The sequence below is a fragment of the Psychrobacter sp. MF31 genome, assembly GCF_012847335.1.
Lineage (GTDB): Bacteria > Pseudomonadota > Gammaproteobacteria > Pseudomonadales > Moraxellaceae > Psychrobacter.
The window spans coordinates 38,653-64,815 of sequence record NZ_JABBDX010000003.1; the positions used below are offsets into that span (position 1 = coordinate 38,653).

Below are 26,163 nucleotides of genomic sequence, written 5' to 3' on the forward strand. Positions count from 1 at the left end.
TGATTACAACAGCGCATGCTTTTATCTACAGTGGTCAGTATTGGCACCATTACCAATGTTTTAATGACCCACTTCAAAAATCACTTGCTACCCGCTTATGCCGCGCTTGATGGATTGTTCTTACTTAATACCACTCATTGCTTTCATGAAGGTTTGTAATGTCAAAAAAACAGCCCAATCAACTTGCCAATTTAATCGATCATCAAGCGTTTGCTGGCAGCTTATTGCCAAAAAATCTTGCTGATACGCTCAAAATCTACACACAAGCAACCTTAGAATTAAAAACGTTATTGGCAGAAGTTCTGCCCGAGGAAATCCTCAATTCATGCCAGGTTGTGGGTCTAACTGCCGAGCAACTAACGCTCAGTGTGAGCTCAACGACCGCCGCCAATCATATCCGTTATTTACAAAGCGCTTATCTTCAATTGTTGTCATCGCAATCACTTACATTTCAACAACTCAAAGAACTTCGCGTCATGGTAACTCAATTTGATAGCAAAAAACCGTCATCTTATGAACAATCTGTAGTGCTTATTGACCAAAAAAACCTTGATAAAGCCAATGAAAATCAGGCTCTTAGCCAAAACACAAAGCGGACTATAGCACAGGCTGCTAGGCATGTCACCACTGATAAAAATTTACAAAACGCACTTTTGCGACTCATTGATGATGAAAAATCTTGAATTTACAGTGTAATTTTATGTAAATAAAGTATTAAAAGCTTAAGAAAAATGTTTGAAGTGGGATTTGTTTTCACATAAAAAAAAGGTTTGAAAATGAAATCCTAATTTCAGATTTCGCTTTCAAACCTTTTTTTATGCCCTCAATCAAAGAGATTATCAGGGATTGCGCTTGGGTTTAAACAATATTAATTCTCATAATATAGTTTTGTCTTTTGATGTGGATCAACGCTTTGTAATCTTACGTAAATGTTGCGATACTTCGTGTATAATCGTGTATTTATCCCTCGATGGTTATGCCACTCAAAGGTAAGTACTCAATAGGGCAGCTTACATTGTCATCAAATGTTACAATTTCAAAGTTATTTTGATCCGATAAGATCTCACGAATGAGCAAATTGTTTAGCGCATGACCAGATTTATAAGCATTAAATCGACCTAAAATCGGATAGCCAATCAGATATAAATCGCCAAGCGCATCTAAGATTTTATGACGCACAAATTCATCAGCAAATCGCAGCCCTTCAACATTTAGCACCTTTAAATCATCAATGACAATGGCGTTTTCCATGCTGCCACCAAGGGCTAGGTTGTTTTTTCGCAGCATTTCAATGTCTTGTAAAAAACCAAAGGTTCGCGCCGCACTTAACTCTTCAATAAAGTTTTGGGTAGAAAAACACAATTGGGCGTGCTGAAAGTCTTTATTAATGGCAGGGTGATCAAAATCGATCTCAAAGTTCAGCTCAAAACCGTCATAAGGTCGCAGCTCTGCCCATTTATCATCAACTTTTACCCGAACTGATCGGCGCATTCGTAAAAACTTTTTGGGCGCATCTTGTTCACAAAGCCCAGCTTGCAGTAATAGCCCCACAAATGGCGCCGCGCTACCATCCATGATCGGGATTTCTGCCGCTGAAACGCGAACCAATAAGTTGTCAATGCCAAGTCCTGCCACCGCACTTAATAAATGCTCAACGGTGCCCACCCGAGTGCCCCCAAAAACAAGATTGGAGGACATCATGGTATCTTGAACCAAAAACGCGCTGGCAGGAATTGGCGCTGACCCCATAATGTCTGAGCGCTCAAAAATAACCCCGCTATTGACAGGCTGCGGGTGAAACTCCAAGTCAACCGGATGACCACTGTGCAATCCAATGCCAGTAATGTGAATGACTGATTGTATTGTCCGTTGATTCATGGCAGATTTCTCACATATCTTGTTACAATTGTTGTAGTGTACCATTTCTAAAGCAGGTTTCGCTATAGCCAAGTTTTGATAATTTATTGATATCGCTGATAAGTCTAGCAAAATTGTGACTTGATGCCCTTAAGCTTGGCTAAATGGTAGATAAGCTTAGGCATAAAAAAACCAGCCTTAAAAGCTGGTTTTTTAGAAGTTATGACAATGACTTAAACCTTATCACTATACCTAACCACATTTTTATCAGTAATAACTTAGCCGATTTACTGGCTGAAGTTATGAACTCATGACTTATTTATTTTGTTGGCGCTTTAAATAGTCTTGAATGCTGTTGGTTTTAGTTTGTGGCTGCTCTGGCTGAGCGTTTGGTCGTGCCATATTTTCTTGGAACATTTGCGGTTTGGCACGTTGTTGGCTGTTGAGCGCGCTGGTGTGCAAATTAGGATCTACTGGCTGATTGCTGGTAACGGGCGGCACGGATTGAGCAGGTTCAGGCGCTTTTTTAGGGGTGTCATTAAGCGTCAATCCAGTCGCAATTACAGTCACATGCAAGTCATCATTCATATCTTCATCAATAACTGAGCCATAGAAAATATGGGCGTCGTCAATGTCCGTGATGTCTTCAACGATTTCGCTGATTTTGCTAAATTCATCCAATGATAATGACTCTGATGAAATAACGTTGACCAAAAGACCCTTGGCATTTTCCAAGCGCAAATCGTCAAGAAGCGGTGAGCGGATGGCTTTTTCAGTCGCTTGGCGCGCTCGATCATCACCACTGGCACGACCAATCCCCATCATCGCATGACCTTTAGCGGTCATGGCAGTTCGGATATCGTTAAAGTCAATGTTGATCACGCCTTCGCTAGCGATCGTTTCAGCAATACCTTGAACGGCATGAAGCAATACGTCATCTGCCTTTTTAAAGGCATCTTTCATTGAAATGTTGCCATAAACGCTCATCAGCTTGTCATTTGGAATCGTGATGATTGAGTCAACGAAGTTGGCTAATTGTTCGATTCCCGCTTGCGCCGCTTTAATGCGTTTGCCGCCTTCAAATTTGAACGGTGTGGTCACTACAGCAACGGTTAACACTTCCATTTCTTTGGCAATTCTTGCCACCACAGGAGCGGCTCCTGTTCCGGTGCCGCCGCCCATTCCGGCAGTAATGAACACCATATCGGCATTTTCAAGCAAAGCTCGGATGGAATCCTCTTCGCTTTCTGCCGCTTCACGACCCACTTCAGGATTCGCCCCAGCACCAAGACCGCGGTTACTTTTAGCGCCCAATTGCAATTTATGCGGTGTGGTCAAACGATCCAGCGCTTGCTTATCGGTGTTGGCACAAACAAAGGTTACTCCTTTGATGCCTTGCTGAACCATATGCTCAACGGCGTTGCCGCCACCGCCGCCCACGCCGAACACAATAAAGCGTGCCTGACCGTTGCTCACTGGCTGATTGACATCTGGCATGGTATATTTTGACATAGAAAAAATTCTCCAGTTGTAGACAACATAAGCATCAACATGGCTTAAGTGCTATCGACGTCCTTTTAAAATGGTCTGATAAATAATAAGTGGGTTCAGCGCAAAAACCTAATTATTAGCGCTGTATGGATCACCCGTTATTTTAACATAAAAGTTTTTTGTAAAAATATGGGCTATGATAAAGCAGCCTACTACAGTATTTTTTTAAACATGCTACCAAAACCACGTTTTAGCCCTGAAAATAACCCCTCAGGCTTGCCAATCGCTTCAGGCTCACTTTGCTCACTATGGCGAAACTGATCGCTTTGACTATATAGCAAGGTGCCAAAAGCGGTTTGATAAGCGCGATTGGTCAGTTGCGAGGTGATATAGCTTTCAAGCTCATGATCGTTATACTTATAAGCTTTGATCGCAGGATGCGGTTTTGCCATGGTGACCGGCGTTCTTAAACGCTTTTTAGAAAACGCGACCATACCGCGCATGGCGCTTCCACCACCGGTGAACACAATGCCGCGATCAATAAAATCAAACAGCCCTTCTTGTTGTAAGCGCTCAGCAATCTCATCCAAAATGGTGATGTATCGCGCTTCAATAATTTGGGCAAGCTTATAGTTACTTACATTGAGCATCTCGCTGCTGCCATAGCGCTGATAAGAAAAAAAGGCGCTTGGGTCAACGCTACTGACATCCACGGTGCCAAAGTCTTTTTTCAGCTCTTCAGCTTCAATCATAGAGATATTCAGCTCAGCAGAGATGTCCATTGTCACCTCATGGCTGCCACTTGCAAGGCAATGAGTGAAAATGAGCTTATTTTCTTTATAAACACAAATGCTGCTGGTACTGGCACCAATGTCAATCAAACAAACGCCTTGCTGCCGCTCATCCATGCTCAAACAATATTCCGCACTGGTCACCGCATCAAAAACAACATGATCGACACCAACGTCGCAACTTTGCAGCAGTCTTTGGATGTTTTGGCGACTTGCTACAGGCATCATCATCATATGATACATCACGCAAATATCGCGAGCGATCATCTCAATGGCATCATCAACCATCGCTTCTTGATCGTCGATATAAATGCCTTGCTGACAGCAGTGCATCAAGTAATAGTTCGATGGCAAGTCGTTGGCTTTAGCGCGCGTTAAAGCGTTCACCATATCTTGAATTTGGACTTCGCCGGTCGCCGTTTGTACCTCACCCATGCTATTTCTACTTAACAATTCAGGGGTAGAGAGCGTCAACCAAACGCTATGGACACGGCAATTGGCGCGATCTTCAGCTTCTTGAATCGCTTTTTTAATGGCACTTTTTAAGCGCTCGCGGTGCTTGATCTGACCTTGATAAAAGTCACTGTTTTTTACCTGACCTATCCCCAAGATCTGGATGTCTTTGACCGACACCACATTGCCGATCACCACATAAACGGCGGTGGCACTTAAATGGACAACAACAAGGGTTTCAGTATTTTTCATCGTGTTTAATAAACTGCTTTAATAGAAGATGCCAGCATCTTCAAGTCACTCATAAAAAACATCGCAACATTTTTATTCGATGTCATTGAAATTCTGTAAAGCTGAAATTCTGTAAAAATTTTTAACTCATTAATCGCCATTACCACTATAGTTTTTAATCGTCATTAGCGCTTAATGCCGACCGCAAACTAAGCAATCGTTTGATCCGTTTTACCTTCAAATTTAATAGCAACGTCATCTTTATCATTAGAAGGTTTAGGTTTTGGCGAGCTGTCAATGGAGCGCCAAGCAACCGTAAAGCCATTTCTATACCGCAAATCAACCGATTGGATCTCATCAAGCTTTGTTGCCAACTGATTGTTTAGCAGCTGACTTAAGCTTAGCAGCTTTTGGGCGGTATTTTCATTGTCCACAATTACTCGAATACCATTGTCAAAGCGTACCAGCCACGTCATTCTGGGCGTTAAAATAATGTCTTCAACTTTCATGTTCAGCGGTGAAAACCACTCGTTAATTTGCTGCATTTGCTGCATAATCACGCGAGATTGTGATTGATCACCTTGTAGTGTGGCAAATTGGGTGCGCATCAAATCCGTACTTTCTACCGGAACAAATACCGAACCTTTGGCATCGATCAAACGCTCAGTGCCAAAATTTGCAACCGCCTGCTTAGGCAAAGCGCTGACCACAATGCCGCGCTGCCAATCGCGCGAAATGCTCACTTGATCAACCCAAGGCTGAGACAATGCCAAATCGCGAAGCTCTTGTAAATCCGTGGTAAAAAAGTTGCCCGTAGGCGGCATTGCCATCGCTTGCTTTAATACATGAAACTGAGCGTTGCTTAAATGGTCGGGACTCACCTCAATATGAGCGGCTGGCGCATCTTGCAGCGCCTTTGCTGCCATTGCTAAAAGCAGCAGCAATAAAACAACGCCGACGGCTAGGATATAATAGGTCGTTACCTGAACGTCAGCCAGCCGCTGTTTGACCTGAGCCAGCTTATTGCTCATCATTTCAGGAGTCTTGTTGACCGATGACGCCATGACGCTATAGTTTCCTATTTTTAAGCCCGTTGTTTTAAGTCAAAGTTTTTAAGTTAAAGTTTCTAAATTAAAGTCACAAAATGCGCGGTAATCATTACCAATTATTTACAATATTTGGCAAAAAATACTGCTACTATGCTTTTAATTGAGCCTAGCCTTTAAATTAACGATGCAATTTTACGTTACTAAAAATATCTTTACAATATTAACGTATTTTTGTTCTAAACAATAGCATAATGCGAAGTGATCAATCGCTATTTACATAAGATTACAAACAACAAATTAGGCGAACTGAATCTCAATATCGCCTAATTTTTTGATTATTATCCATGATTTAGGGCTAAATTGCCAGCACCACCCGCAATTTAAACGCTAACGGTTTGCGCCAAAATATGCCAGCATAGTTGCTCAAAATTCATCCCGCGAGCTTTTGCTGCCATAGGAACCAAACTGTGACTGGTCATTCCCGGAACGGTATTGATTTCAAGTAGCCAAAAGTTGCCTTTGTCGTCTTGCATGGCATCAATTCGACCCCAACCTTTGGCATCAACAGCGCGAAACGCGGCAAGACTCAGCTCCTGCAAATGACGCTCATCATCAGCGCTTAAGCCGCAAGGGATAAAGTAGCCCGTATCATTGCGATTATATTTCGCTTCAAAATCATAAAAGTTAGTGATGTCGGCAGGCTCTAAGCGAATGACCGGATAAGCTTCATCGTCGATAATGACAATGGTGAACTCGCGACCGGTAATCCAGCGCTCCGCCATCACCGCATCGCCGCAATCAGCAGCCGTCGCAAAAGCTTTAGGCAATTCGTCCAAATGATTCACTTTGGTCATGCCAATGCTTGAGCCTTCATGAACCGGCTTAACAATCAATGGTAATCCCAACATATTAACCACTTGCTGCCAATCGGTATCCGCTGTCAATAATGAAAACGGCGCCGTTGATAATCCGCAGCCCTGCCAAAGCTGCTTGGTGCGGACTTTATCCATTCCCAATGCTGAAGCTAACACGCCAGATCCCGTTTGCGGAATTTCAAGCCATTCAAGTAAGCCTTGCAATACCCCATCTTCACCGCCGCGACCATGCAACACGTTAAAAACGCGATCAAACTGCTTTAGTTCGCTGATGTCTTGAAACTTGGGGTCAAAATGGGTCGCATCAACGCCTTGATTTTTAAGGGCTTCTAGCACGGCTGCGCCACTATTTAGTGAAATGCTGCGCTCGTTGCTATTGCCCCCGTAAACCACCGCCACCCGCCCAAAAGAGCGAGCATCGGTAACGTGACTTTGCTTAATTTTAGGATAGGAGGCAGGTTCTGATTGACGAAATTTTTGATTACACTCGGTCATGGCTTATCCTAACTGTTAAATAATGGGATCGTTAAGGTACAGCTGATTGGCAGCCAAATCAATGGCGATTTGACCGACGTTTCCTGCGCCTTGGGTGATGAGCAAATCGTTGGGCTGCAGCATGCGTTTCATGACCTCAGCAAGATTGTCTTTATCAATGATGGTCGGCTCAACTTTGCCGCGATGACGGATACTTTTTGCCAGTGCTTTAGAATCTGCACCAACAATTAAGTCCTCTCCTGCCGGATAAACGTCAAGAAGCAACAGCTCATCAACTTCGGATAATACCTCAACAAAGTCATCAAAGCAGTCGCGCGTCCGGCTGTAGCGATGCGGCTGAAACAGCATAACCAATCGGCGATCTGGGAAGCTTTGGCGCGCCGCTTTAATGGTTGCCTCTACCTCGGTTGGGTGATGACCATAATCATCGATTAAAAGCACGTCGCCTTCTTCAAGTTCCACTGCCCCATGCTGCTCAAAGCGGCGACCAACCCCAGCAAACTTTTGTAGCGTGCGCTTAATGGCTTCATCATCAACACCTTCATCCGTTGCCATAGTGATCGCGGCTAACGCGTTGTAAACGTTATGCAATCCAGGAATATTTAAGGTCAATTGTAGCGGCTCAAAATCACGGCGAAGTACGGTAAAATGCGTTTTTGTGCCGTCGCTTACCACATCAATGGCTTGAACGTCATTGTAAGACTCAAGACCAAAGGTCAACACGGGGCGCGAAATGTCATCAATCATCGCATAAAGCTCACGGTCATCACCGCAAACCACTGCCAAACCATAAAACGGCATGTTTTGTAAAAACTGAATGTAAGCGGCTTTTAATTTATCAAAGCTGTTTTCATAGGTTTCCATATGGTCTTGATCGATGTTGGTGACGATCGCTGCCATCGGATGCAAGGATAAAAATGACGCGTCTGACTCATCCGCTTCAGCCACCAAATAACGGCTGCTGCCAAGCGCCGCATTTTTGCCGGAAGCGTTTAATTTGCCGCCGATCACATAAGTGGGATCAAGACCGCCTTCAGCCAGCATGGTGGTGAGCAAACTGGTCGTTGTCGTTTTACCATGAGCGCCAGCCACTGCAATGCCATGACGATAGCGCATAAGCTCGCCTAGCATATCAGCTCGGCGGACGACCGGAAGTCGGGCTTTTAGCGCCGCTTTAATCTCAGGGTTGCTGCGATCAATGGCGGAGGACACCACGACCACATCAGCATCGGCAATATTTTTGGAGTCGTGACCGATAAAAATTTCAATGCCAATCTCGCGAAGGCGCTTGGTAACGGGACTGTCCACGATATCCGAGCCGCTAACTTGATAGCCTTGATTGCTCATGACCTCGGCAATGCCGCACATCCCTGAGCCGCCAATTCCTACAAAATGCAGTCGCTGAATCCGGCGCATCTCAGGAATCTCAATCAAACGTTTGGGGGAATCTTGATCAGGGCGATCAGATCGAGCGCAAGGGCTATTGGCAAAAGCGGTGCTTGGCATAACGCGTCTCTTTAAATTAGGGCAAATAAAAGTTAGGTCAAAAAATCAGTAAACGTTGCTAAAAGCGTGACGCAATGGTGCTGATAGCAAAGGTTTATATTACAATTTATTTAAATGGCAATCATAGCCATCAAAGCAATCGCTGCCAAATAATTTGGGCAACCGTTTCGGTCGCGGCGCGATTGGCAAGCGCGTTGGCTTTTTTTGCCATCGCTAAGCAAGATGGTCGATCCAATGCCTGTATCGTGTCACTTAAGCGCTTAGGCGTCAGCTCTGATTGCGGTATTAAAATTGCCGCATCGTTATCGGTCAGCGTTTTGGCATTTGCAGTTTGGTGGTCATCAACCGCATGCGGTAGCGGCACAAAAATCGCAGCAATACCGACATTTTGGATTTCGGTCACGGTCAGCGCGCCTGCTCGGCAAACAATCACATCTGCCCAGTTGTAAGCCGCTGCCATATCCTCAATAAACGGCTGAACGGTGATGTTATGATGGTCAATTTGGCTTTGCTCGTAAGCTGACTGAGTGCTTTCTTCATTGCCGCGACCACATTGGTGGCGAACTTGCAGCGGCTTTGCAATCAGTTCAAGCGCTTTTGGTACGGTTTCATTCAACACTTGAGCGCCAAGCGAGCCACCAACAACGAGCAGTCTAAGCGGCGAGTTGTCATTTTTATCATAGCGCTCATCAGGCATTTTAACGCCAGAGATGGCATTACGAACTGGATTGCCGACCGTTTGAACTTTATCACTTTGACCTTTATCAAAGGTGCCGTCAAACGCCTGCAACACGTTGACCGCCATTTTTGCTAAATAGCGATTGCTCATTCCGGCAATGGCGTTTTGCTCGTGAATGATCAAAGGCGTTCCTGCCATTTTTGCTGCCATGCCACCCGGCGCTGTCACATAACCGCCAAAGCCGACCACCAAATCGATGTCATTTTGCTTGATCACTTTTCGGCTGGCAAGTACGGCGGCAAGCAGGGTCATCGGCAGCTTAAATAATCGCCCAATCCCTTTTCCGCGCAAGCCTTGCATAGCAATCGCGTGATAAGGGTAGCCCGTAGGTTTGACCAAGTCCGACTCCATTCCCGATTGCGTGCCAAGCCAATGAATGGTCGCGCCGCGCTGGGATAACGCTTCGGCAACTGCCAATGCCGGAAACACGTGACCGCCGGTTCCGGCTGCCATCATTAAGATATTGGGCGCTTTGGTTGGAAATTGGCGGGAGTCTTGGTCTTGCATGGAAAAAACCCTAGTTTTAGCGTCAGGATTGACTCAAATAAATGGTCAAACCTTGGTGGGAGTAAAAGCCGAATAGTATAAAGCAATGACAAAAAAGCACTGTGCCATTTGGTAACAAATTGCATGATATTTTGATTGCCATTGCCTGTATTTTTATCAATTAGCTCTCAAAGCGCGCCTCGATGGCTTTAATAAAGTCGGTTGCAATGTCTGTTCCGCATTGGTCGTTAATTTCGCGGACGCAAGTGGGACTGGTCACGTTAATCTCGGTGATGCGACCACCAATTAAATCTAAACCAACAAACATCAGCCCTTTGTCACGGACAATCGGCGCGACCGCTTGCGCAACTTCGCGTTCAGCATCACTAAGCGGCATGGCAACGCCGCGACCGCCCGCTGCCAGATTGCCACGCGTCTCGCCGCCAACGGGAATCCGCGCTAAGCAGTAATCAACCACGACCCCATCAACGATTAACACGCGCTTGTCGCCTTCGCTAATCTCAGGCAAATAACGCTGAGCCATAATTGGCATGGTTTCAAGCTCGGTGAGCATCTCAAGGGTCGCACCAATATTAGGACTATCGGCGGTCAATCGAAACACGCCCATCCCGCCCATACCATCAAGCGGCTTGACAATCACGTCTTGCTGATCGCGGATAAATTCGCGGATGTGCGACTGTTTGCTCGTCACAATAGTTGGGCTCATAAACGGGCTAAACCACGTGGCAAACAGCTTTTCGTTACAATCACGAATCGCGGTTGGGTCATTGACCACCAACACGCCAGCGGCTTTGGCATGATCGAGCAAATAAGTGGCATGCAAAAAGCGCAAGTCAAACGGCGGGTCTTTACGCATTAAAATCACATCAAACTCAGTCACAGCCTTGGTGTCTTTATCGCCCAACTGGTAAAAATCAGCAGGATTTTGCGCACAAACAACCGATTGGCTATCCACCATAAGTTGACCGCGATTGAGCCACAAATCATGAATTTGGCAATAAAACAGTTTGTGACCGCGATTTTGTGCCGACCACATCATCGCCAGACTGGTGTCTTTGTAATAATTGATGCGCTCGATGGGGTCCATCACCACCAAAATGTTTAAGTCCGATTGCTTCATGATAAGCTCACTTAACTTGTTATTTTTAATTTCTATTTTTAAATTTTAAAGTACTAACTCGCCATTATACGCCGTATTGCTCGCGGTAATGCTGCATTTTTGCAAGTTGGGTTGGGTTTTGATAAGCGCGATTTGGGTCAGATAAATAGCTGATCAAGTCATCCATGCTCACCAAAGCGCGAACAGGAACGGCTAAATTTTCGGCAAGCTCTTGAATCGCTGAGCGCGCACCTTGACCTTTTTCTTTTCGATCCAGCGCCACAATAATGCCGCCGACGGTCGCGCCCGCTTTAGTTAAAATGTCCACCACCTCACGCATTGCTGTGCCAGCAGTGATCACATCATCCAAAATCCAAACGCATTTGCCCGCCACATCCGCGCCAACCAGACTTCCGCCCTCGCCATGGGTTTTGGCTTCTTTTCGGTTGTAGCCCCAATGCGCGTTGATGCCGTGATTGCGCCAAAGCGCTTGCGCCGTTGCTGCCACAAACGGAATGCCTTTGTAAGCGGCACCAAAAATCACCAAATCGCGATTTCCCGTTTTTTGCATTTCATCGGCAAGGGCTTTGGCGTAACCATTTGCTAACAGCGACAGCATCTCGCCTGTCGCCAAAAGTCCTGCATTAAAAAAATATGGGCTAATGCGACCTGATTTTAAGACAAACTCGCCAAATTTAAGCACCTGATTGTCAAGCGCCAACTGGATAAACTCATGCGATGAAAACGACTGCGACGACATAACGACCTCTATAGACAAAAACGAATAGACAAAAAAAGTGCTTTATTGTACGCATTATTGCTTACATTGACCAACCGTTGATGGCAATTTCGCTCAAATTAACATACCTTGAAAATAAGCTTGATCGCGATGACATATTAAAATAACAAGTGCCATCGCGGCTAACCTCCATCTCAAAACCAAGCAGGAAGGCAGCGACAATAATATGACCAGAAAACAGACGAATTTGGCGGAAATAATCGCGCCGCGCCGGAAATTTAACCGCTTGGCTCAGCACAAAACTGCGCGCAAAATGACAAATCTGATCGCTATTTAAGCTGCGATTGATGGATTTTCGCTTGCTACACGATTTTAAAATATGCATGGCAACACTACAGGGCAAAATATCTAGCGCCAAACTGTCCTGAGCTTTGCCTATTGCAGAATCAGGAGCGACCGCTTCAAGGAGTTCTGGCTGCAAAATCACTTGCCAATCGTCCAAAAAGTCGCTATTTAATAACGCATCTTGGTCAAAGCGCTTAATCAAAGCGCGAAGCGAGGTTGACAGTGGCGGCGCTTTAAGCACTTTGCTTGAATCAACACTTATCCCAAAGCGGGTAAGCATTGGGAACTGCTGTAACACGCGGTCAATATCTGCCAAATCAAGCAAAACGCTTGGATCAAAATCAGCAATCAGTGGCGGCGAGCTGATCGGCTGCTCAAAATCAGCAGGAAGTGCTACTAACTGCGCCGCTGACAACAACTCTAAATGCTCTTGCAAACCTGTCGAGGCAATCAGCTGCCATTTTGACAGCTCAGTCTCGCCATCTAACGGCGATTTGGGGATCAATTCATAATAACCCTCGCCAAAATACGCGGTCGCCATTCCTTGAGCATTTGGCGCAGGCTCCGGAATATCGGTCAGCGGTCTTGCCGGATCGATAAGCGCTTGATTTGGGTCAAAATTGGGATGACGAACCTTTCGACTCGCCCGATTGAGTTTAGATTGAGTAGAACTTTCCAAAGCCTGTTTTTGTTTGGCTAAAGTTTGCGCCTCATTGTCACCATTTTTCCAAGTCATTGCCAAAGTCGTTTCCGTTACTGGGGTTATTTAATTTCAAAATCGCTGTGCTGCAAAATATCGCGGTAGCCTGCTTGCCAATCGGGAAAAGTAAGCCAATCGCATGGGATATTGCTGTGAAGCCGCTTGCCCGTTACTGCCGTTTTGCGGTCATCAATGACAGGATTTGTGCTGCCAAGCTGATCGCTGAGCCAAGTCGTTAATTCAAAGCTCGTCACTGGCAAATAATCGGTCGCAAGATATAACGGCTTTGGCGCAGCTGTCGTTAATACGTTGGCAATAATCGTCACCAAATCGCTGTCCATAATCCGGTTTGTCCAATGCTTGCGCGCTATCGGCTCTTTCTCATCTTTTTGAGCTTGGCGAACGCGCATGAGGCGATTGCGACCATAAATGCCACTTGGGCGGATGATAATGGTTTTATCGTGAAAGCCATTTTGCAGCGCTTGCTCAGCCTTTAAAATAAAATTTGAGGTTGAATTGTCATCAAGCGATGAAGGCACAACGGTGTCATCAATCCAATCGCCATTGTCTTGACCGTAAATTCCCGTTGAGGAAATAAAAAGGATACGCTCAAGGTTTGGTAACTCATCACTCAAGCTTGCTAAATGCTGACAAATTTTTAAATAGCTGTTTTCATAGCCCACTTTTGAATAGTCATCAGGGGTGACAATAATCGCAATTCTACTAAAATTTTTTAACTGCTCAGCGGTTAAAGCAAGCGCATCACATTGTAAAAACTGAGCGTTTGTTGCCAAATCATAATGATCACGCTTGTGCCTTGCAAGCCCTGTCACATCAAAGCCTTGATCGGCAAGGGTATTGGTCACTGGCAAGCCAATCGCGCCTTGACCGATAATCAGGTACTTTTGATTTTGATGCTGGTTTTGATTTTGCACAACCATAAGTTATCCCTTATCTTATTCTTATGATAACGTTCAACTTTAAATTTAATTAAAAATAGCGTTTATACGACAATTTAATATCATCTTGTGATTCAATCCGGTCGCGCCATTCATAGCTCGCCTCAATCCTAAGCGCTTGGTTTTTATCGATATCGTATTGCAGTCCTAAACTGCTGATTGGCTGCCAATAATGCGATGTTATACTGTCATCTGAGCTGTCACCATGATACCAATACGGCAGTTGTAGCCCTGCGGCGGCGCGCAAGCGCTCATTAATTTGATAATAGCAGCCGGTATCAATTCCTGCGCCCACGCGGTAGCCTTTGCTGATGCCGCGACCTGCCTGAGCTGTCCCATTTGCCATCGCAAAACAAAGCTGCGGCGGCATATGCCCCGTGCCAAGTTTTGGCGCGCCAAACGCCCACGACCAGCCATATTCAAACGAAGTGTTGCCCACCAAATGGTCTTTATCACTGTTTTGCAGCGCCTCGTTTTGCGAGCCATCGTTAACGCGAGTGGCTTCAATCGCGGCGCCCCAAGTTGCGCCTTTTTTAGCGGCATTGACGGGATTAAATGAGCGACCTTTGATTAAGGTGAAATTTTGCAACGTGACGCGATTTGGGGATAGTTTTTCGTTGTCAGTATCATTGACGCGCAAAGTGGCGGCAAGTCCAGTTAAGTTAAAAAATTGCGGAAATCCTGCGGGATTATCAAGCATGTCATGATAGCCGGCTTGAACACCAATATCCGCGTAGCTATTGCCGCCGCGCTGACCAATGCCAAGCTGCATCGATTGCAAAAAATGCCGGTCAAGCGGATTATTATTGGCAGCAGAAATGGTGGTTGGTAACAATGTTTGACCGTCTGGGCTGATGCTCGAGATTGGATTGTCTTTGTGTGACTTGATGCCATCAAGCTTGGCTTTTGGCAAGTTTAACGCTTGAGCTTTATTTAGCTGCGCTTGCCGTAAGCTGCTGTCCGAGGGCGTAAAGCGACCTTTTTCAATCAAGTTTTCTTTATTTAATAATTGGATCACGTCTGAGGGAATCACCGCAAAGGATAATTGGCTTAATAAATGCTGATCAGGACGAACGACGTCAATCAATCGCAAGATTTCAGAGGCGCAATTGTCCGTGGTGAAATAATACGGCAATCCTAAATCTTTGGTTTCCCAAACGTGAGCCATGATTTGCTGGACCTCGCTTGGGGTAAGCATAAGATGATATGTCCACGTGTCGCGCTCGTCTTCTTGCAGATATTTTGCTAACCTTGAGGGATAAGGATCAATCTCGATAATATTATTGTAGCGACCGCTGACCGATTTAAGCGCATAAATCACGAACTGATCGCTATCATTACCATTAACCGTGTCATTGAGCGCATAAGCATGATTGATTTTAGAAAAATCGTTGGCACTGGCTTTTGAATCGATTCGCAATAGCGTGTGAGCAAAGGCGGATAACGGATTGTCCAAGTATTCTTGAGCAAACATCACGGATAATTGGTTCGGCGCAAGGGTCGTCATCCAATCCTCAAGCTTTGGGCAATCGGCATTTATACGGTTTAAATCTATCCCAAGTTCGCCCGCCAGCCAATTAGCGCGCGCCGGAAATCGGCAAATGACCGAGTCGTTTTTGGCAGCTGGAGTTGCCATTTCCGCCGCTAACGCTTTGAGCATGGCATCAAGTTCGGCTTTGGAATCGGTTCTGCCGTTGGGGCTTAAAAAAAACTCAGCATTATCCACCAAGCTTTGGTTATTTTTTTTACTTTTACCAAGCAAGCTTTTTTTATCATCCACAAAATAAAGCAGCCGCCGCCACGTCGTATGCTGAGCTAAATTTTTGCTGTCAGCCTGATTTTGCCAACGTGATAATTGCTCGGTTGCGTTGTTTAAGTTTTGAGCGCTGGGCGGCGTTTTGCTTTCGGTAATTTTAGGTGCTGCTAAATTAGCCGTCATTTTTGCGCGATTGGTGTTGTCTGCCACCATAATTTGCTGCGTTGACTCATCGCTAAGCGTCGGGGCTAACACACCTTCACTAACAATGTTTAATGGCGTCGGTAAAAACGCTTGCGCCGATTGCGCGACCATCAAAATCCCAACGGCCGCAGTTAACGGCGATAGCGGCTGGTGAATAGCGTTCATAATCAAGGCGTGACATCTCATACGTTTGCGCTCGTGCAATTTGCCAAAATTAGCGATAAAATAACCTAAAACTAACGTCCTATCTTAGCATCAATCCTCGCCTTTCAGAATGTTAAAAATGTGACTGATCAAGAGTACCGCCGACGATGTCAACCCAAACTGCGATTCCTAAGATTTATGATGGCAAGCTTGATTCGGCTGAATGGCTTGCCTCGCCCAACTTTAACGAGCGACCAAAAAACAGCGATATTCAGGCGATTGTGATTCACAATATCAGCTTGCCGCCGGATGAGTTTGGTGCGGTGGTCAAAAACGGCTTGCATTACGTTAAAGCCCTATTTTTAAATCAGCTTGATTGGAACGCCCATCCGTATTTTTTAACGATTAAAGGCGCTGAAGTTTCCGCGCACTTATTTATTGAGCGCGACGGTCAACTGACCCAGTTTGTTAATTTTAACGACCGAGCTTGGCACGCGGGGCGATCTAGCTATTTGGGGCGCGCCGAGTGCAATGATTTTAGCATCGGTATTGAGCTTGAAGGCTCAGATTTTATGCCGTTCACCGATATTCAATATGAAGTGTTGGCAAGTGTGATTGCTGCAATTTATGAGGCATATCCCAAAACGCGGCGGCATTTGACGGGGCATAGCGATATTGCGCCGATCCGCAAAACTGACCCTGGCGAGTATTTTGACTGGCAAAAATTGCGCGGAATGGTTGCCCAACATATCAACGCTGATTGACTGTCTTTTAGCACTTTTTAAATAGCATAACCTCAAAAATCGCCCCCAAATTTTTAAGGTTATCCCTATAAAATCCGCAAGCAATTCATTTACGGCGGCGCTGAAAGTGCTATAATCGCTCGCGTTTTTTGACGATAAAGTTGCAAATTGTTATGGCAAAAAGTCGGTTATTTCGCTCCACCATGATTGTCAGCAGCATGACCATGTTGTCGCGGATTTTGGGATTGGTTCGCGATGTGGTGCTGCTCAGCGTCTTTGGCGCAGGCGGTCTCATGGATGCGTTTTTGGTTGCCTTTAAAATCCCAAACTTTTTGCGCAGGCTGTTTGCTGAAGGCGCGTTTAGCCAAGCCTTTGTTCCGGTGTTGTCGGAATACAAAGAAAAATATAGCCTTCGTGAAGTTCAAATCTTAGTTAGCCGAACCTCCGGCGCGCTCATGCTGATTTTATCGATGCTCACCGTGGTGGTCATCTTGCTTGCGCCGTGGGTCATCACCTTATTTGCTCCTGGATTTGCCGACCAACCGGACAAATTTAACATAGCAACTGAGCTGCTTCGCCTCACCTTTCCTTATTTGCTGTTCATTTCGATGACCGCGTTTGCCAGCGGCATTTTGCAAAGTTACAACTATTTTGCTGCTCCTGCCTTTGCGCCGGTGCTGCTCAATTTATGTATGATTGGTGGGGCGCTGATATTTGCGCCGATGTTTGACACGCCCATTATGGCGCTTGGCTACGCGGTGGCAATTTCAGGCTTGTTGCAACTGCTTATTCAATTACCGCAGCTTTGGCAACAAAAGCTCTTGGTTGCGCCCAAAATTGACTTTGCTCATGAAGGTGTTCGGCGCATTTTAAAATTGATGCTTCCTGCCATTTTTGGGGTGTCGGTCACGCAGATTAACTTGCTGCTCAATACCGTTTTTGCCTCTCTTATGATTGGCGGATCAGTTTCTTGGCTTTATGCCGCTGAGCGCATGAGCGAGCTGCCGCTTGGGCTAATTGGGGTGGCAATCGGAACGGTAATTTTGCCAAGCTTGTCCAAAAGTGAAGCGCAAAAAGATGATGTCAGCTTTAAAAAAACCATCGATTGGGCAGCGCGTTTGATTATTTTGGTTGGGCTTCCTGCTGCCGCGGCGCTATTCATGCTGTCTGATGTGCTCATGCAAGCGCTGTTTTTACGTGGTGAGTTTAGCCTTCGCGACGCGCAAATGAGCGCCCTTGCGCTGCAAAGCATGTCCGGCGGCATTTTGGGCTTTATGCTCATTAAAATTTTTGCCCCCGCCTTTTTTGCCCGTCAAGATACCCGAACGCCGGTTAAGATCGGCATCATTTCTGTCATTGCCAATATGATCTTTAGCGTGATTTTTATTGGTATTTTTTACTTATTGGGCAAGCCACTTCATGGCGGCTTGGCACTTGCGACCACCGGAGCGTCGTTTGTGAACGCAGGGCTTTTGTATTACTGCTTACATGAGCGCGGGATTTTTCGCTTTGGTTCGCACTGGAAAAAGCTGTTTTCACAGTTTTTTATTGCCACTTTTGCCATGCTTGCGACGCTTTATTTGCTCATTCCATATTTTCCAACCGATGCCTCACAGTGGCAACGCATTCTTGTTTTGGCGCTGCTTTGTGCTGCCGGAGCGGTCACTTATGGCGTCGTATTAATCGCTACCGGATTTCGACCACGGCAACTAAAACACGGCTAAAAGGTTACCGAACCCCAACAGCTTTGGGCGATTTGGGACAATTTTTATATTTATCTTCAAGGTGTTTCAGGATAAATTAGCGCTAAACATTGTCTCAAAAAACATTGTCCCAAATTTCAAAGTATAAAGGTAACGTCATCATGAGTTCATTAAAAAACTCTGCTGTTCATCAATCGCTTGTATTGAGCTTGCTAAGCGCCGCACTTTTGGTAAGCGCTTGTTCCCCAAAAGACAATCCACCTGAAACTACTGCAACCGCTGCAAATGACGAGCACCCAAGCCCTATTGATAGTGATAAGGGCTTAGGTGAAAGTCCAATCCAAAAAAAGCCAACGGCAACGACTGCTGACGAAGAGAGCGACATGCGGATCAATCAGTCCACTGTAGCCGCGCCGCCCATCATCACCCCAAAAAGTCAAATCGTCACAGGGGATGCCGAGGTGGTCAGTAAAGACATCAATCCCGTCGCCGCCGCCGTCAAGCAGCCCAGTCTGTTGACCAACCCTACGACTGCAGGGACGCCAGAGGACACCGTAAAGCGAGCGCTGGACACCTTATATTATGGCGATGCAGAAAAAGCCGCGATCTATTATCAGGTCAATATGCCAAATTTTACCCAAGAGCTAAAAAACACTCAATACGCCTTTAAACAAACCGTCCAAAGCGTGACCATTACTGATACCAAATATAACGCGGATAAAACCAAAGCCACCGTCACAGGCGAGCTGATGCTCACGGATCAAGGCGATCCTGCCCCGCTCAGCTATGATTTGGAAAAAATCAATGGCAAATGGAAAATCTTAGGATAAATGCTTAATCCTTATTGTTCATCATTGATGTCAAGCGTCAAGCCGAGGATAACCACATCCGCCAAAAAGCCGTCCATATCACAAACTTTGGGCAAATAGCCCCATTGGCTAAAGCCAAACTTGTTAAATAACGCCAAGCTTGGCGCGTTGTGCCCAAAAATCAGCGCGATGACATTGTTAATGCCAAGACTTGGCGCAGTATCTATCATCCAAGCTAAAAGCTTTCGACCTAAGCCTTGATTTTGATAGTCTTGATGTAAATAAATGCTGATTTCGCTGCTGATATGATAGGCAGGTCTTGCGTATAGATCGCTAAAGCTGCCCCAAGCTATAATTTGAGCGCTTGATGTTTGGGTCACGACCACAATTGGGCGCTTTGGATTTTGTAGATGCTCATCAAACCAAGCTTGGCGCTCCGCCACATCGACAAGCGCCAAATGCGCCGTGGCTTGCTTTCCGCCAATACTTTGGTTAAAAATCGCTAAAATATCTGGTAAATCTTCAGGATTTGCCACTCTTACTAAAAACCCGTCGCTTAATTTCGTCGCTGTTAATGCTTTGCCTTGTTCGCAAATTGCCATACCTTTGCCCCACCCTTTGATACGATAAAAAAACTTCGATGACTTGCTCTTAGCAAACTTCCGATAAAGATGCCCAAGTGATCATTTTACTTTATAATATGCCAAGATTTTGTTTGGGCAGGTTATTTTTTGCCAAACGCCTGCTTCTATGACTTTTTGCGATGACCAAAGCTGCCCATTTATGAATACCTATTTTCTTGAGCACTTACTTGACCCAACCCAAAGCGTAAAAGCGCTTGCGCCTTGTGTGTTGACCATTGGCAACTTTGATGGCGTTCATTTAGGGCATCAAGCGATGCTCAAAGCGGTTCGCGAAAACGCCCAAGCTGAGCGGCTGCAATCGGCGGTGATGATTTTCGAGCCGCAGCCGCGCGAGTTTTTTGATCCAAACAATGCCCCTGCCCGCTTGACCAATTTTGCTGAAAAACAAGCGATATTAAGCCAAATGGGTATTGATACGCTGATTGTGGCAAGCTTTGATGGCAAGTTTCGTAGCCTATCTGCCAAAGCTTTTACCGATATTTTGGTCAAAACCTTAAACGTTAAAGCGCTTGTATTGGGTGACGATTTTCGCTTTGGTCAAGACCGCATTGGCGACAGCCAGTTTTTGCGCGATTATGGCTTGCCTGTGACCAATCTTGCGACCATCACCGACCAATCCAAAGCCAACTTGCGAATCAGCTCCACCCGAATCCGCGAACTGCTATTGTCAGGAGATATCGAGCGCGCCAATCACTTATTGGGTCGGGATTACAGCATCAGCGGCGTGGTTCAAGATGGCGATAAAATCGGGCGAACGCTTGATTTTCCAACGGCAAACATTTCGCTTGACCGCTTAACGCCTGCGCTTCATGGCATTTTTGCGGTTGATGTTGTGCGTTTGGATGAGGATGGCAAGGTGATTACCGATGGCTTAACCAATCTGGCAAAAGACGGTCAAACGGGAATTCAAGGTCTGCGAGCTCATAGCCTGTTTGGAACGGCAAATATTGGCAAACGACCTTCCGTTGATAAACCACACGAGTGGCGGCTTGAGGTGTTTTTTCCAAAATTTAGCGGCGACTTGTATGGCTTGCGCCTTAACGTTCGCTTTTTGCACTTTTTACATGGTGAGCGCTATTATGAAAATTTGGCGGCGCTCAAAGCTGGCATTCAGCAAGACGTTCAAGACTTATTGGCTTGGCGGCGCGATCAAAGTTAAGCTTTGCAAAAAGTAAATAAAAAAGCGCCCTTGGTTTATTTATCACCAAAGGCGCTTTTTTATTTACTTTATAAATTTAAGCCGCAGGGTGCATCCGGACATTGAGTTCGTCAATAACGATTGCCCAAGCCGCATCTTTTTTCCATTCTTCTTGTAAAAACATGCATTGTTTTTCATCCCAAATGCTCGCCTCAATCAGCTTTTCATCTTTTGACAGCTTATTTTTTTCGATAAACGCGTCAATCGCTTCATCTGAGCTCTCAAGACCTAACTGCGCAAACAAATCATTGATGGTATAATTTGGTTCACCTAACATAGCACGGCTCCTATCATTTTATTCTTTATTGTTGGCTCGGTTGTCGTAGTAAAAGCAGTAGTAAAAATTATTGCTTTGTTGATTGTAGCAAACTCGGTGGCAGGATTTGTGAGGAAAGTTACCAATTGTGTTAACAAAAAGCTTTTTCCATAAAAAAGCCCTCAAAATAGAAGGCTTTTTTAACATTACAATTTTTACCATTTAAAAAAAATAGCTTATGGTAGCAAATGCGATACCGCGTCGCGCTCTTCGCTAAGCTCTTGCTCGGTTGCGCCCATTTTGTCTTTTGAGAAGCTTGAGGACACATCAACGCCTTCAACGATTGACCAATCGCCATTGCTACAAGTACAAGGGAATGAGTAAATCAAGCCTTTAGCAATGCCGTATTCACCGTTTGAATAAACGCCCATTGAAACCCAATCGTTGTCATCTGTACCAAGCGCCCATGAACGCATGTGAGCGATGGCAGCATTGGCAGCAGACGCCGCAGAAGAGGCACCGCGAGCTTTGATGATCGCCGCGCCGCGCTGTTGAACGTCTGGGATATAGGTGTTTTCATACCAATCGCGATCGATCAAATCAAGCGCAGGCTTGCCATTTACGGTGCAAGCGGTCAAGTCAGGATATTGGGTTGACGAGTGGTTGCCCCAAATGATGACTTTTTTTACATCATTAACGGTGCTGTCAGTTTTTTCAGCAAGTTGCGCCATCGCACGGTTATGATCAAGGCGGGTCATGGCGGTAAAGTTGCGTGGGTCAAGATCCGGCGCGTTACGCTGAGCAATCAGCGCGTTGGTGTTGGCAGGGTTGCCCACAACTAAAACTTTGACATCACGGCTTGCAACGTCATTTAACGCTTTGCCTTGCGCTGAGAAAATTGCGGCGTTAGCTTCAAGTAAGTCTTTGCGCTCCATGCCAGGACCACGAGGACGGGCACCAACCAATAAGGCGTAATCAACATCTTTAAAGGCAACATTGGCGTCGTCAGTTTGAACAATGTCAGCAAGTAGTGGGAAAGCACAATCTTCAAGCTCCATGACGACCCCTTTTAGGGCGTCCAGTGCTGGCGTGATTTCGAGCAATTGCAAAATAACGGGCTGATCTTTTCCTAACATCTCACCTGATGCAATACGAAATAGCATGGCATAGCTGATATTACCAGCAGCACCAGTCACGGCAACACGTAAAGGCTGTTTCATAGCGTAATCCCTCATAATAATTGGATAATTGATCATTATCGTTTTGGCTCACTGACGCTTTCATCGCCACCAAGCAGAAAAAGGCATGACATTGACTCAAAAGGCAAGACCGGATCGTGATTTAACATCCTAACTTTTTTATCAAAGCGCAGGCTAGTTTAGCATCTTGCAAGATTAACCGTCTAGGGACAAATACCGACCATCGCCTTGCGATATTGTTACATTTTATACCGACAAAAATTTGCTTGGCTAAATTTAATAACTGAAAAATTTACGAAATAAGCTTATTTTTATTTATTAATGAGACAATTATATTCACTTTACTAACTACTGCTTCCTGAAATGATAAAGTTTTTGCCACAATTGTCGATGATGTTATTGCAGCGACCAAACTGGCTGCCCTCATAACAAACATGGATTTCAGATAAAATAGCTTGGCGGCGACTGCCTTTAGTACAAATCAAATCAAGGCTTGCCGGCGTCATGCCACTATTTAGCCGCGTCATTTGGCTGATGAATCGCGATTTAGGAACGGTGTAGCTGTTGCCGGTGTTCAGCTCGTTAGGCAATTTAAGTTGTCCTGCAAGATTAGTAATTTGGCGAAAATAACTACTTGAGCTTAAAGGACTACAAGCGCCATAACGCTGCCAAACTTGGGATCGAACTGCCGAATCTGGCATGATTCGGTTGACCACTTTCAGCTGAAGCGGTGTTAAATTGGGATCAGTTGCGCGACCGCAGCGCTCGCCATAGCCCAAATCAAGACCTGAAACGGTCAAAGAATACCCCTCTAAACATTGGCGCATTCGCGCTCGCGACGGCTGAGCGCTACAAAGTACAGGAGTCATCTCAATCATTAACACGCGCTGACCAACTTTGGTCGTGGTCGCGGCTTGAGCACTGATCGGTAACAAGGACGCGCCAAGCAGCATCAGCGCAGGGCAATAAATAGGCAATAAGGTCTTGGTCAGAGGCAGTGATGGTCGAATCATAACAAACAAATAATATCAATAAATTAGAAAAATGAAGTTGGAAATCGGCACTTAAGCGCCAATCCTAAGCTAACTAAAGCGATTTCAATTATCGGCTTAAAATCATCGCCTTTTTTAATCATCACAAATCGTACAAGCTTACTGTTAAAAAATTGGCAGTTGCCATTTGCTCAGTATTTATTCACCCAGCACCTTTACTTTGCCTAATCCTAGATTTAAGCCAGTAAATAATCAGCTTTTATTCAACCCTATTGAATAAAAACCAAGAATAAAACCACCGCAAATAAAAAGAGATATTTAGTATTATTATGGACGCTAACTAATGAAATTGTTGCCAAAACAATAGTAGCAAATGAAGAAATATTCTCTATAGCAAAATCGTAAGCTTCGCGTAACGACGATCAAAAGCGATGCTTTAAATCCTTGCAATAAAAAAGCCAACAGCAAGGTTGCAATTGGCTGAATTAAAAACAGAGAAATAAAGCTTATTAGTATCCTGCCGGAACTGTTCCCATGCGCTGTAAAATCGGTTGATTGCGACCTAGCAAGCTGCTGTAAATAGTGGCATTTTCCATGACGTTTTTAACGTAATTTCGCGTTTCAGGATACGGGATGCTCTCAACGTATTGGTCGGCGGCAAGTGAGCCAAAGTCCGGCTGCCAGCGTTTGGCTTTGTTAGGTCCTGCGTTGTAGCCTGCAGTGGCAAGGACAGGTTGACCGCCAAGCTTTCCTAAAATATCGCCCATATACCACGTGCCGTAGCGAATATTGGTATCGCCGCTGTTGGCATTGGCAGCGCTGTAGGACTCGCCCAAATTGCGAGCGATATATTTGGCAGTGTCCGGCATGATTTGCATCAAGCCACTGGCACCAACGTTTGATCGCGCGGAGGTGACAAAGCGGCTTTCTTGGCGCATGATGCCATACGCCCAAGCCGGATCAATGCCTGCCGAGCGGCTGTAGCGAACGACCGCATCTTGGTGCGGCATCGGGTGCGATAACGCAAAGTTTTTGGCTTTATAGCTGTTATCTGCCGCATAGATGGCGCGATCAAGCCAGCCGTAATCGTGGGCTTGACGAGCCGCAGCTAAAATGAGCGCGTCATCACGGTTATCACGGGCAACTTTGACCGCCCAGTTCCATTCGCGGTTGGCATAAGCTCGGCTGGCATCAGCATTATATAAAGCAAAAGCGCGCGCAAAATGCGGATCTTGCAGCACGCGGGCGCGATCGCTTGCGCTGATATTGGGCAAACTGCTGCCGCCGGTTGAATTGACATCAAAGCGCAAGCCCGCTCTATCTTTTGCCATTAAGCCATAATAATCATCCGTTTTGGCAATGTGCTGATACATTTTTTTGGCAATGCCGCGCTTTTTAGCGTCCCCAGATTGCTCATAAGATCGCGCCAACCAATATTGCCATTGACTGGTTTTTTGCAAATCGGTGTCCATTCGCGCAATGGCTTCAACCGCATCATTCCAGCGGCTAAAACGGATCGCCGCTTTGGCATATTCCTCAGCTTCTTCATTGCTAAAGTCATCGTCCAAACTTTTGGCAAACCAATCGACCGCTTCACGATTAAAGCCGTCATCGGTGTTGTGCATCATGCGCTGAAAGCCCAAAATCCGGTAGCCATAGCGGCGTGTGTCCTCATTAAGCAATCGCGATTGGCGCTGATTGTCTTGTTTAATGTCAAAATCAAGCTGAACGGCGGCTTCGCGATACGATTTGTCGGCAATGCGCCCCAAAGCATAAAGGTACAGGTATTGATTGACCTGACTTGGCGGCAGGGTATTAAATCGGCTGATAAATCCGGTTGGGTTTAACTGAATCTCGCTTAAGGCTGAGTAGGCAATCGGCACGCCAAGCTTGCTAGACAGCGCCATAATGTCGCCCGTTTTGCCGGCTCGCAGCATTCGTTTAAGGCGTGCTGCTCGTTCTTGGTTGCTGATCAACACGTTATTGTTCATTTCAAGCGCTAGCTGATCGCAAAGCGCCGGCTGCTTTTTGGTGGCAAGCCAAACGTTATTTTTTTCTGCCATCGCTCGCATGGTATCACCGCCGTGATTAAACCCAAGCGCCACCGCGCAGCGCTCGGACTCATCGGCATTATGAATCAAATTGGCAACTTGCCGAACAGACGCATAATCCCCTGATGCTGCTTTGGTTTCTGCAAAATCAGCAACCAGCTTTTCTGCCATCACTGTGTTGGGATATTGACGGACAAATTGCGACACTGCCGCCGAGCTTTGCGCGTTCAAATTTAGATTCATCCGCCAATATGCTGGATACATCGCAAATAAGCCGCCGCTCATCTGCTGCTCGTAATTAAACAGCGCCCCCACATCACCGCGGTCAGCGGCGCGGGCGGCATCATTAAAATAGTTGATGCTGCTGTCCACTTGATAGCCGCCATTATAGACGGGCGCAGGGTCAGCGCAAGCTACTTGCAGCGCGCCTAAACTGCCCAAAATCGTAGCAGATAGCATGCCGACTTTCGCCGGAAAAAAGCGGCGTTTTGCCAATACAGGCTTGGAAACGAAGCGATGTTGGGACATTGAATTCTCTTTTTCTCAAAAAATCGTTTTTAAAATCAAGCAATAATAATAGCGCCCGAACCTTGGGCATTTTTACCATCATACTAAATCATTAATACAA

The 26,163-nt window shown here is 45.7% G+C and carries 22 protein-coding genes; 5 read left to right on the forward strand and 17 right to left on the reverse strand.

Annotation, left to right across the window (positions count from 1 at the left end; genetic code table 11):
• Positions 1-158: 158 nt before the first annotated feature.
• Complete coding sequence (locus HF322_RS05210) at positions 159-683, forward strand: DciA family protein (RefSeq protein ID WP_169392358.1); 525 nt, start codon at positions 159-161, stop codon at positions 681-683.
• 277 nt (positions 684-960) lie between these two features.
• Here the strand turns inward: HF322_RS05210 and lpxC are convergent, their stop codons facing one another.
• The 12 genes from lpxC to HF322_RS05270 all read right to left on the reverse strand — a co-directional run bounded on the left by lpxC (position 961) and on the right by HF322_RS05270 (position 15,961).
• The gene (gene lpxC, locus HF322_RS05215) at positions 961-1,878 is read right to left on the reverse strand and encodes a UDP-3-O-acyl-N-acetylglucosamine deacetylase (RefSeq protein WP_188211225.1); all 918 of its coding nucleotides are present in this window, start codon (positions 1,876-1,878) and stop codon (positions 961-963) included.
• A 294-nt stretch (positions 1,879-2,172) separates the two neighbouring features.
• Positions 2,173-3,369, reverse strand: a complete 1,197-nt coding sequence (ftsZ, locus tag HF322_RS05220; RefSeq protein ID WP_169392359.1) for a cell division protein FtsZ — start codon at positions 3,367-3,369, stop codon at positions 2,173-2,175.
• A gap of 191 nt (positions 3,370-3,560) precedes the next feature.
• Complete coding sequence (gene ftsA / locus HF322_RS05225) at positions 3,561-4,844, reverse strand: cell division protein FtsA (protein ID WP_169392360.1); 1,284 nt, start codon at positions 4,842-4,844, stop codon at positions 3,561-3,563.
• Positions 4,845-5,032: 188 nt separating this feature from the next.
• Positions 5,033-5,887, reverse strand: coding sequence for a cell division protein FtsQ/DivIB (locus tag HF322_RS05230; RefSeq protein WP_169392361.1), 855 nt, complete (start codon positions 5,885-5,887; stop codon positions 5,033-5,035).
• A 365-nt stretch (positions 5,888-6,252) separates the two neighbouring features.
• Entirely contained in the window at positions 6,253-7,242 is a 990-nt protein-coding gene (locus HF322_RS05235; protein ID WP_169392362.1) for a D-alanine--D-alanine ligase, read from the reverse strand.
• A 15-nt stretch (positions 7,243-7,257) separates the two neighbouring features.
• The gene (gene murC / locus HF322_RS05240; protein WP_223193198.1) at positions 7,258-8,658 is read right to left on the reverse strand and encodes a UDP-N-acetylmuramate--L-alanine ligase; all 1,401 of its coding nucleotides are present in this window, start codon (positions 8,656-8,658) and stop codon (positions 7,258-7,260) included.
• A gap of 220 nt (positions 8,659-8,878) precedes the next feature.
• Positions 8,879-9,994 (reverse strand): undecaprenyldiphospho-muramoylpentapeptide beta-N-acetylglucosaminyltransferase, encoded by a 1,116-nt coding sequence (murG, locus tag HF322_RS05245; protein WP_169392364.1) that lies wholly within the window; start codon positions 9,992-9,994, stop codon positions 8,879-8,881.
• Between the two features lie 160 nt (positions 9,995-10,154).
• Positions 10,155-11,114 carry a glutathione synthase gene (gene gshB / locus HF322_RS05250; RefSeq protein WP_169392365.1) on the reverse strand — a complete coding sequence of 320 codons (960 nt, stop codon included), beginning with the start codon at positions 11,112-11,114 and terminating at the stop codon, positions 10,155-10,157.
• Positions 11,115-11,178: 64 nt separating this feature from the next.
• Positions 11,179-11,853 (reverse strand): orotate phosphoribosyltransferase, encoded by a 675-nt coding sequence (gene pyrE / locus HF322_RS05255; RefSeq protein ID WP_169392366.1) that lies wholly within the window; start codon positions 11,851-11,853, stop codon positions 11,179-11,181.
• 61 nt (positions 11,854-11,914) lie between these two features.
• Complete coding sequence (locus HF322_RS05260) at positions 11,915-12,913, reverse strand: hypothetical protein (protein WP_169392367.1); 999 nt, start codon at positions 12,911-12,913, stop codon at positions 11,915-11,917.
• A gap of 26 nt (positions 12,914-12,939) precedes the next feature.
• Positions 12,940-13,818, reverse strand: coding sequence for an SDR family oxidoreductase (locus tag HF322_RS05265; RefSeq protein ID WP_169392368.1), 879 nt, complete (start codon positions 13,816-13,818; stop codon positions 12,940-12,942).
• Positions 13,819-13,867: 49 nt separating this feature from the next.
• A complete protein-coding gene (locus tag HF322_RS05270) occupies positions 13,868-15,961 on the reverse strand; it encodes a DUF4105 domain-containing protein (RefSeq protein WP_223193181.1) in 2,094 nt (697 codons plus the stop codon).
• A gap of 146 nt (positions 15,962-16,107) precedes the next feature.
• Here HF322_RS05270 and ampD point away from each other — a divergent pair, with 146 nt between their 5' ends.
• The 3 genes from ampD (at position 16,108) to HF322_RS05285 (ending at position 19,216) form a co-directional block, all read left to right on the forward strand.
• A complete protein-coding gene (gene ampD / locus HF322_RS05275; RefSeq protein ID WP_169392370.1) occupies positions 16,108-16,704 on the forward strand; it encodes a 1,6-anhydro-N-acetylmuramyl-L-alanine amidase AmpD in 597 nt (198 codons plus the stop codon).
• 152 nt (positions 16,705-16,856) lie between these two features.
• Positions 16,857-18,407, forward strand: coding sequence for a murein biosynthesis integral membrane protein MurJ (murJ, locus tag HF322_RS05280; RefSeq protein ID WP_169392371.1), 1,551 nt, complete (start codon positions 16,857-16,859; stop codon positions 18,405-18,407).
• Positions 18,408-18,547: 140 nt separating this feature from the next.
• Positions 18,548-19,216: a hypothetical protein gene (locus tag HF322_RS05285; protein ID WP_169392372.1), complete on the forward strand. Its 669-nt coding sequence runs from the start codon at positions 18,548-18,550 to the stop codon at positions 19,214-19,216.
• Between the two features lie 11 nt (positions 19,217-19,227).
• Here HF322_RS05285 and HF322_RS05290 read toward each other — a convergent pair whose 3' ends face one another.
• Positions 19,228-19,797 carry a GNAT family N-acetyltransferase gene (locus HF322_RS05290; protein ID WP_169392373.1) on the reverse strand — a complete coding sequence of 190 codons (570 nt, stop codon included), beginning with the start codon at positions 19,795-19,797 and terminating at the stop codon, positions 19,228-19,230.
• Positions 19,798-19,978: 181 nt separating this feature from the next.
• Between HF322_RS05290 and ribF the strand changes: the two genes are divergently transcribed.
• Complete coding sequence (gene ribF, locus HF322_RS05295; protein ID WP_169392374.1) at positions 19,979-20,998, forward strand: riboflavin biosynthesis protein RibF; 1,020 nt, start codon at positions 19,979-19,981, stop codon at positions 20,996-20,998.
• Positions 20,999-21,074: 76 nt separating this feature from the next.
• Here the strand turns inward: ribF and HF322_RS05300 are convergent, their stop codons facing one another.
• The 4 genes from HF322_RS05300 to HF322_RS05315 all read right to left on the reverse strand — a co-directional run bounded on the left by HF322_RS05300 (position 21,075) and on the right by HF322_RS05315 (position 25,994).
• The gene (locus tag HF322_RS05300; protein ID WP_169392375.1) at positions 21,075-21,314 is read right to left on the reverse strand and encodes a DUF2789 family protein; all 240 of its coding nucleotides are present in this window, start codon (positions 21,312-21,314) and stop codon (positions 21,075-21,077) included.
• A gap of 215 nt (positions 21,315-21,529) precedes the next feature.
• Positions 21,530-22,513, reverse strand: a complete 984-nt coding sequence (locus HF322_RS05305) for a malate dehydrogenase (protein WP_169392376.1) — start codon at positions 22,511-22,513, stop codon at positions 21,530-21,532.
• A gap of 323 nt (positions 22,514-22,836) precedes the next feature.
• The gene (locus tag HF322_RS05310) at positions 22,837-23,505 is read right to left on the reverse strand and encodes a hypothetical protein (RefSeq protein ID WP_169392377.1); all 669 of its coding nucleotides are present in this window, start codon (positions 23,503-23,505) and stop codon (positions 22,837-22,839) included.
• Positions 23,506-23,993: 488 nt separating this feature from the next.
• The gene (locus HF322_RS05315; protein ID WP_223193199.1) at positions 23,994-25,994 is read right to left on the reverse strand and encodes a lytic transglycosylase domain-containing protein; all 2,001 of its coding nucleotides are present in this window, start codon (positions 25,992-25,994) and stop codon (positions 23,994-23,996) included.
• Positions 25,995-26,163: the final 169 nt, after the last annotated feature.

Bases quoted from the DNA above. Each gene is read 5' to 3' on its own strand.
- ftsA (WP_169392360.1), bottom strand. From the start codon at position 4,844: ATGAAAAATACTGAAACCCTTGTTGTTGTCCATTTAAGTGCCACCGCC.
- HF322_RS05270 (WP_223193181.1), bottom strand. From the start codon at position 15,961: ATGAACGCTATTCACCAGCCGCTATCGCCGTTAACTGCGGCCGTTGGG.
- HF322_RS05230 (WP_169392361.1), bottom strand. From the start codon at position 5,887: ATGGCGTCATCGGTCAACAAGACTCCTGAAATGATGAGCAATAAGCTG.
- HF322_RS05290 (WP_169392373.1), bottom strand. From the start codon at position 19,797: ATGGCAATTTGCGAACAAGGCAAAGCATTAACAGCGACGAAATTAAGC.
- murC (WP_223193198.1), bottom strand. From the start codon at position 8,658: ATGCGCCGGATTCAGCGACTGCATTTTGTAGGAATTGGCGGCTCAGGG.
- HF322_RS05260 (WP_169392367.1), bottom strand. From the start codon at position 12,913: ATGACTTGGAAAAATGGTGACAATGAGGCGCAAACTTTAGCCAAACAA.
- HF322_RS05210 (WP_169392358.1), top strand. From the start codon at position 159: ATGTCAAAAAAACAGCCCAATCAACTTGCCAATTTAATCGATCATCAA.
- HF322_RS05310 (WP_169392377.1), bottom strand. From the start codon at position 23,505: ATGATTCGACCATCACTGCCTCTGACCAAGACCTTATTGCCTATTTAT.
- gshB (WP_169392365.1), bottom strand. From the start codon at position 11,114: ATGAAGCAATCGGACTTAAACATTTTGGTGGTGATGGACCCCATCGAG.
- HF322_RS05265 (WP_169392368.1), bottom strand. From the start codon at position 13,818: ATGGTTGTGCAAAATCAAAACCAGCATCAAAATCAAAAGTACCTGATT.
- ribF (WP_169392374.1), top strand. From the start codon at position 19,979: ATGAATACCTATTTTCTTGAGCACTTACTTGACCCAACCCAAAGCGTA.
- ampD (WP_169392370.1), top strand. From the start codon at position 16,108: ATGTCAACCCAAACTGCGATTCCTAAGATTTATGATGGCAAGCTTGAT.
- HF322_RS05235 (WP_169392362.1), bottom strand. From the start codon at position 7,242: ATGACCGAGTGTAATCAAAAATTTCGTCAATCAGAACCTGCCTCCTAT.
- murJ (WP_169392371.1), top strand. From the start codon at position 16,857: ATGGCAAAAAGTCGGTTATTTCGCTCCACCATGATTGTCAGCAGCATG.
- HF322_RS05315 (WP_223193199.1), bottom strand. From the start codon at position 25,994: ATGCTATCTGCTACGATTTTGGGCAGTTTAGGCGCGCTGCAAGTAGCT.
- pyrE (WP_169392366.1), bottom strand. From the start codon at position 11,853: ATGTCGTCGCAGTCGTTTTCATCGCATGAGTTTATCCAGTTGGCGCTT.
- HF322_RS05305 (WP_169392376.1), bottom strand. From the start codon at position 22,513: ATGAAACAGCCTTTACGTGTTGCCGTGACTGGTGCTGCTGGTAATATC.
- ftsZ (WP_169392359.1), bottom strand. From the start codon at position 3,369: ATGTCAAAATATACCATGCCAGATGTCAATCAGCCAGTGAGCAACGGT.
- lpxC (WP_188211225.1), bottom strand. From the start codon at position 1,878: ATGAATCAACGGACAATACAATCAGTCATTCACATTACTGGCATTGGA.
- HF322_RS05300 (WP_169392375.1), bottom strand. From the start codon at position 21,314: ATGTTAGGTGAACCAAATTATACCATCAATGATTTGTTTGCGCAGTTA.
- HF322_RS05285 (WP_169392372.1), top strand. From the start codon at position 18,548: ATGAGTTCATTAAAAAACTCTGCTGTTCATCAATCGCTTGTATTGAGC.
- murG (WP_169392364.1), bottom strand. From the start codon at position 9,994: ATGCAAGACCAAGACTCCCGCCAATTTCCAACCAAAGCGCCCAATATC.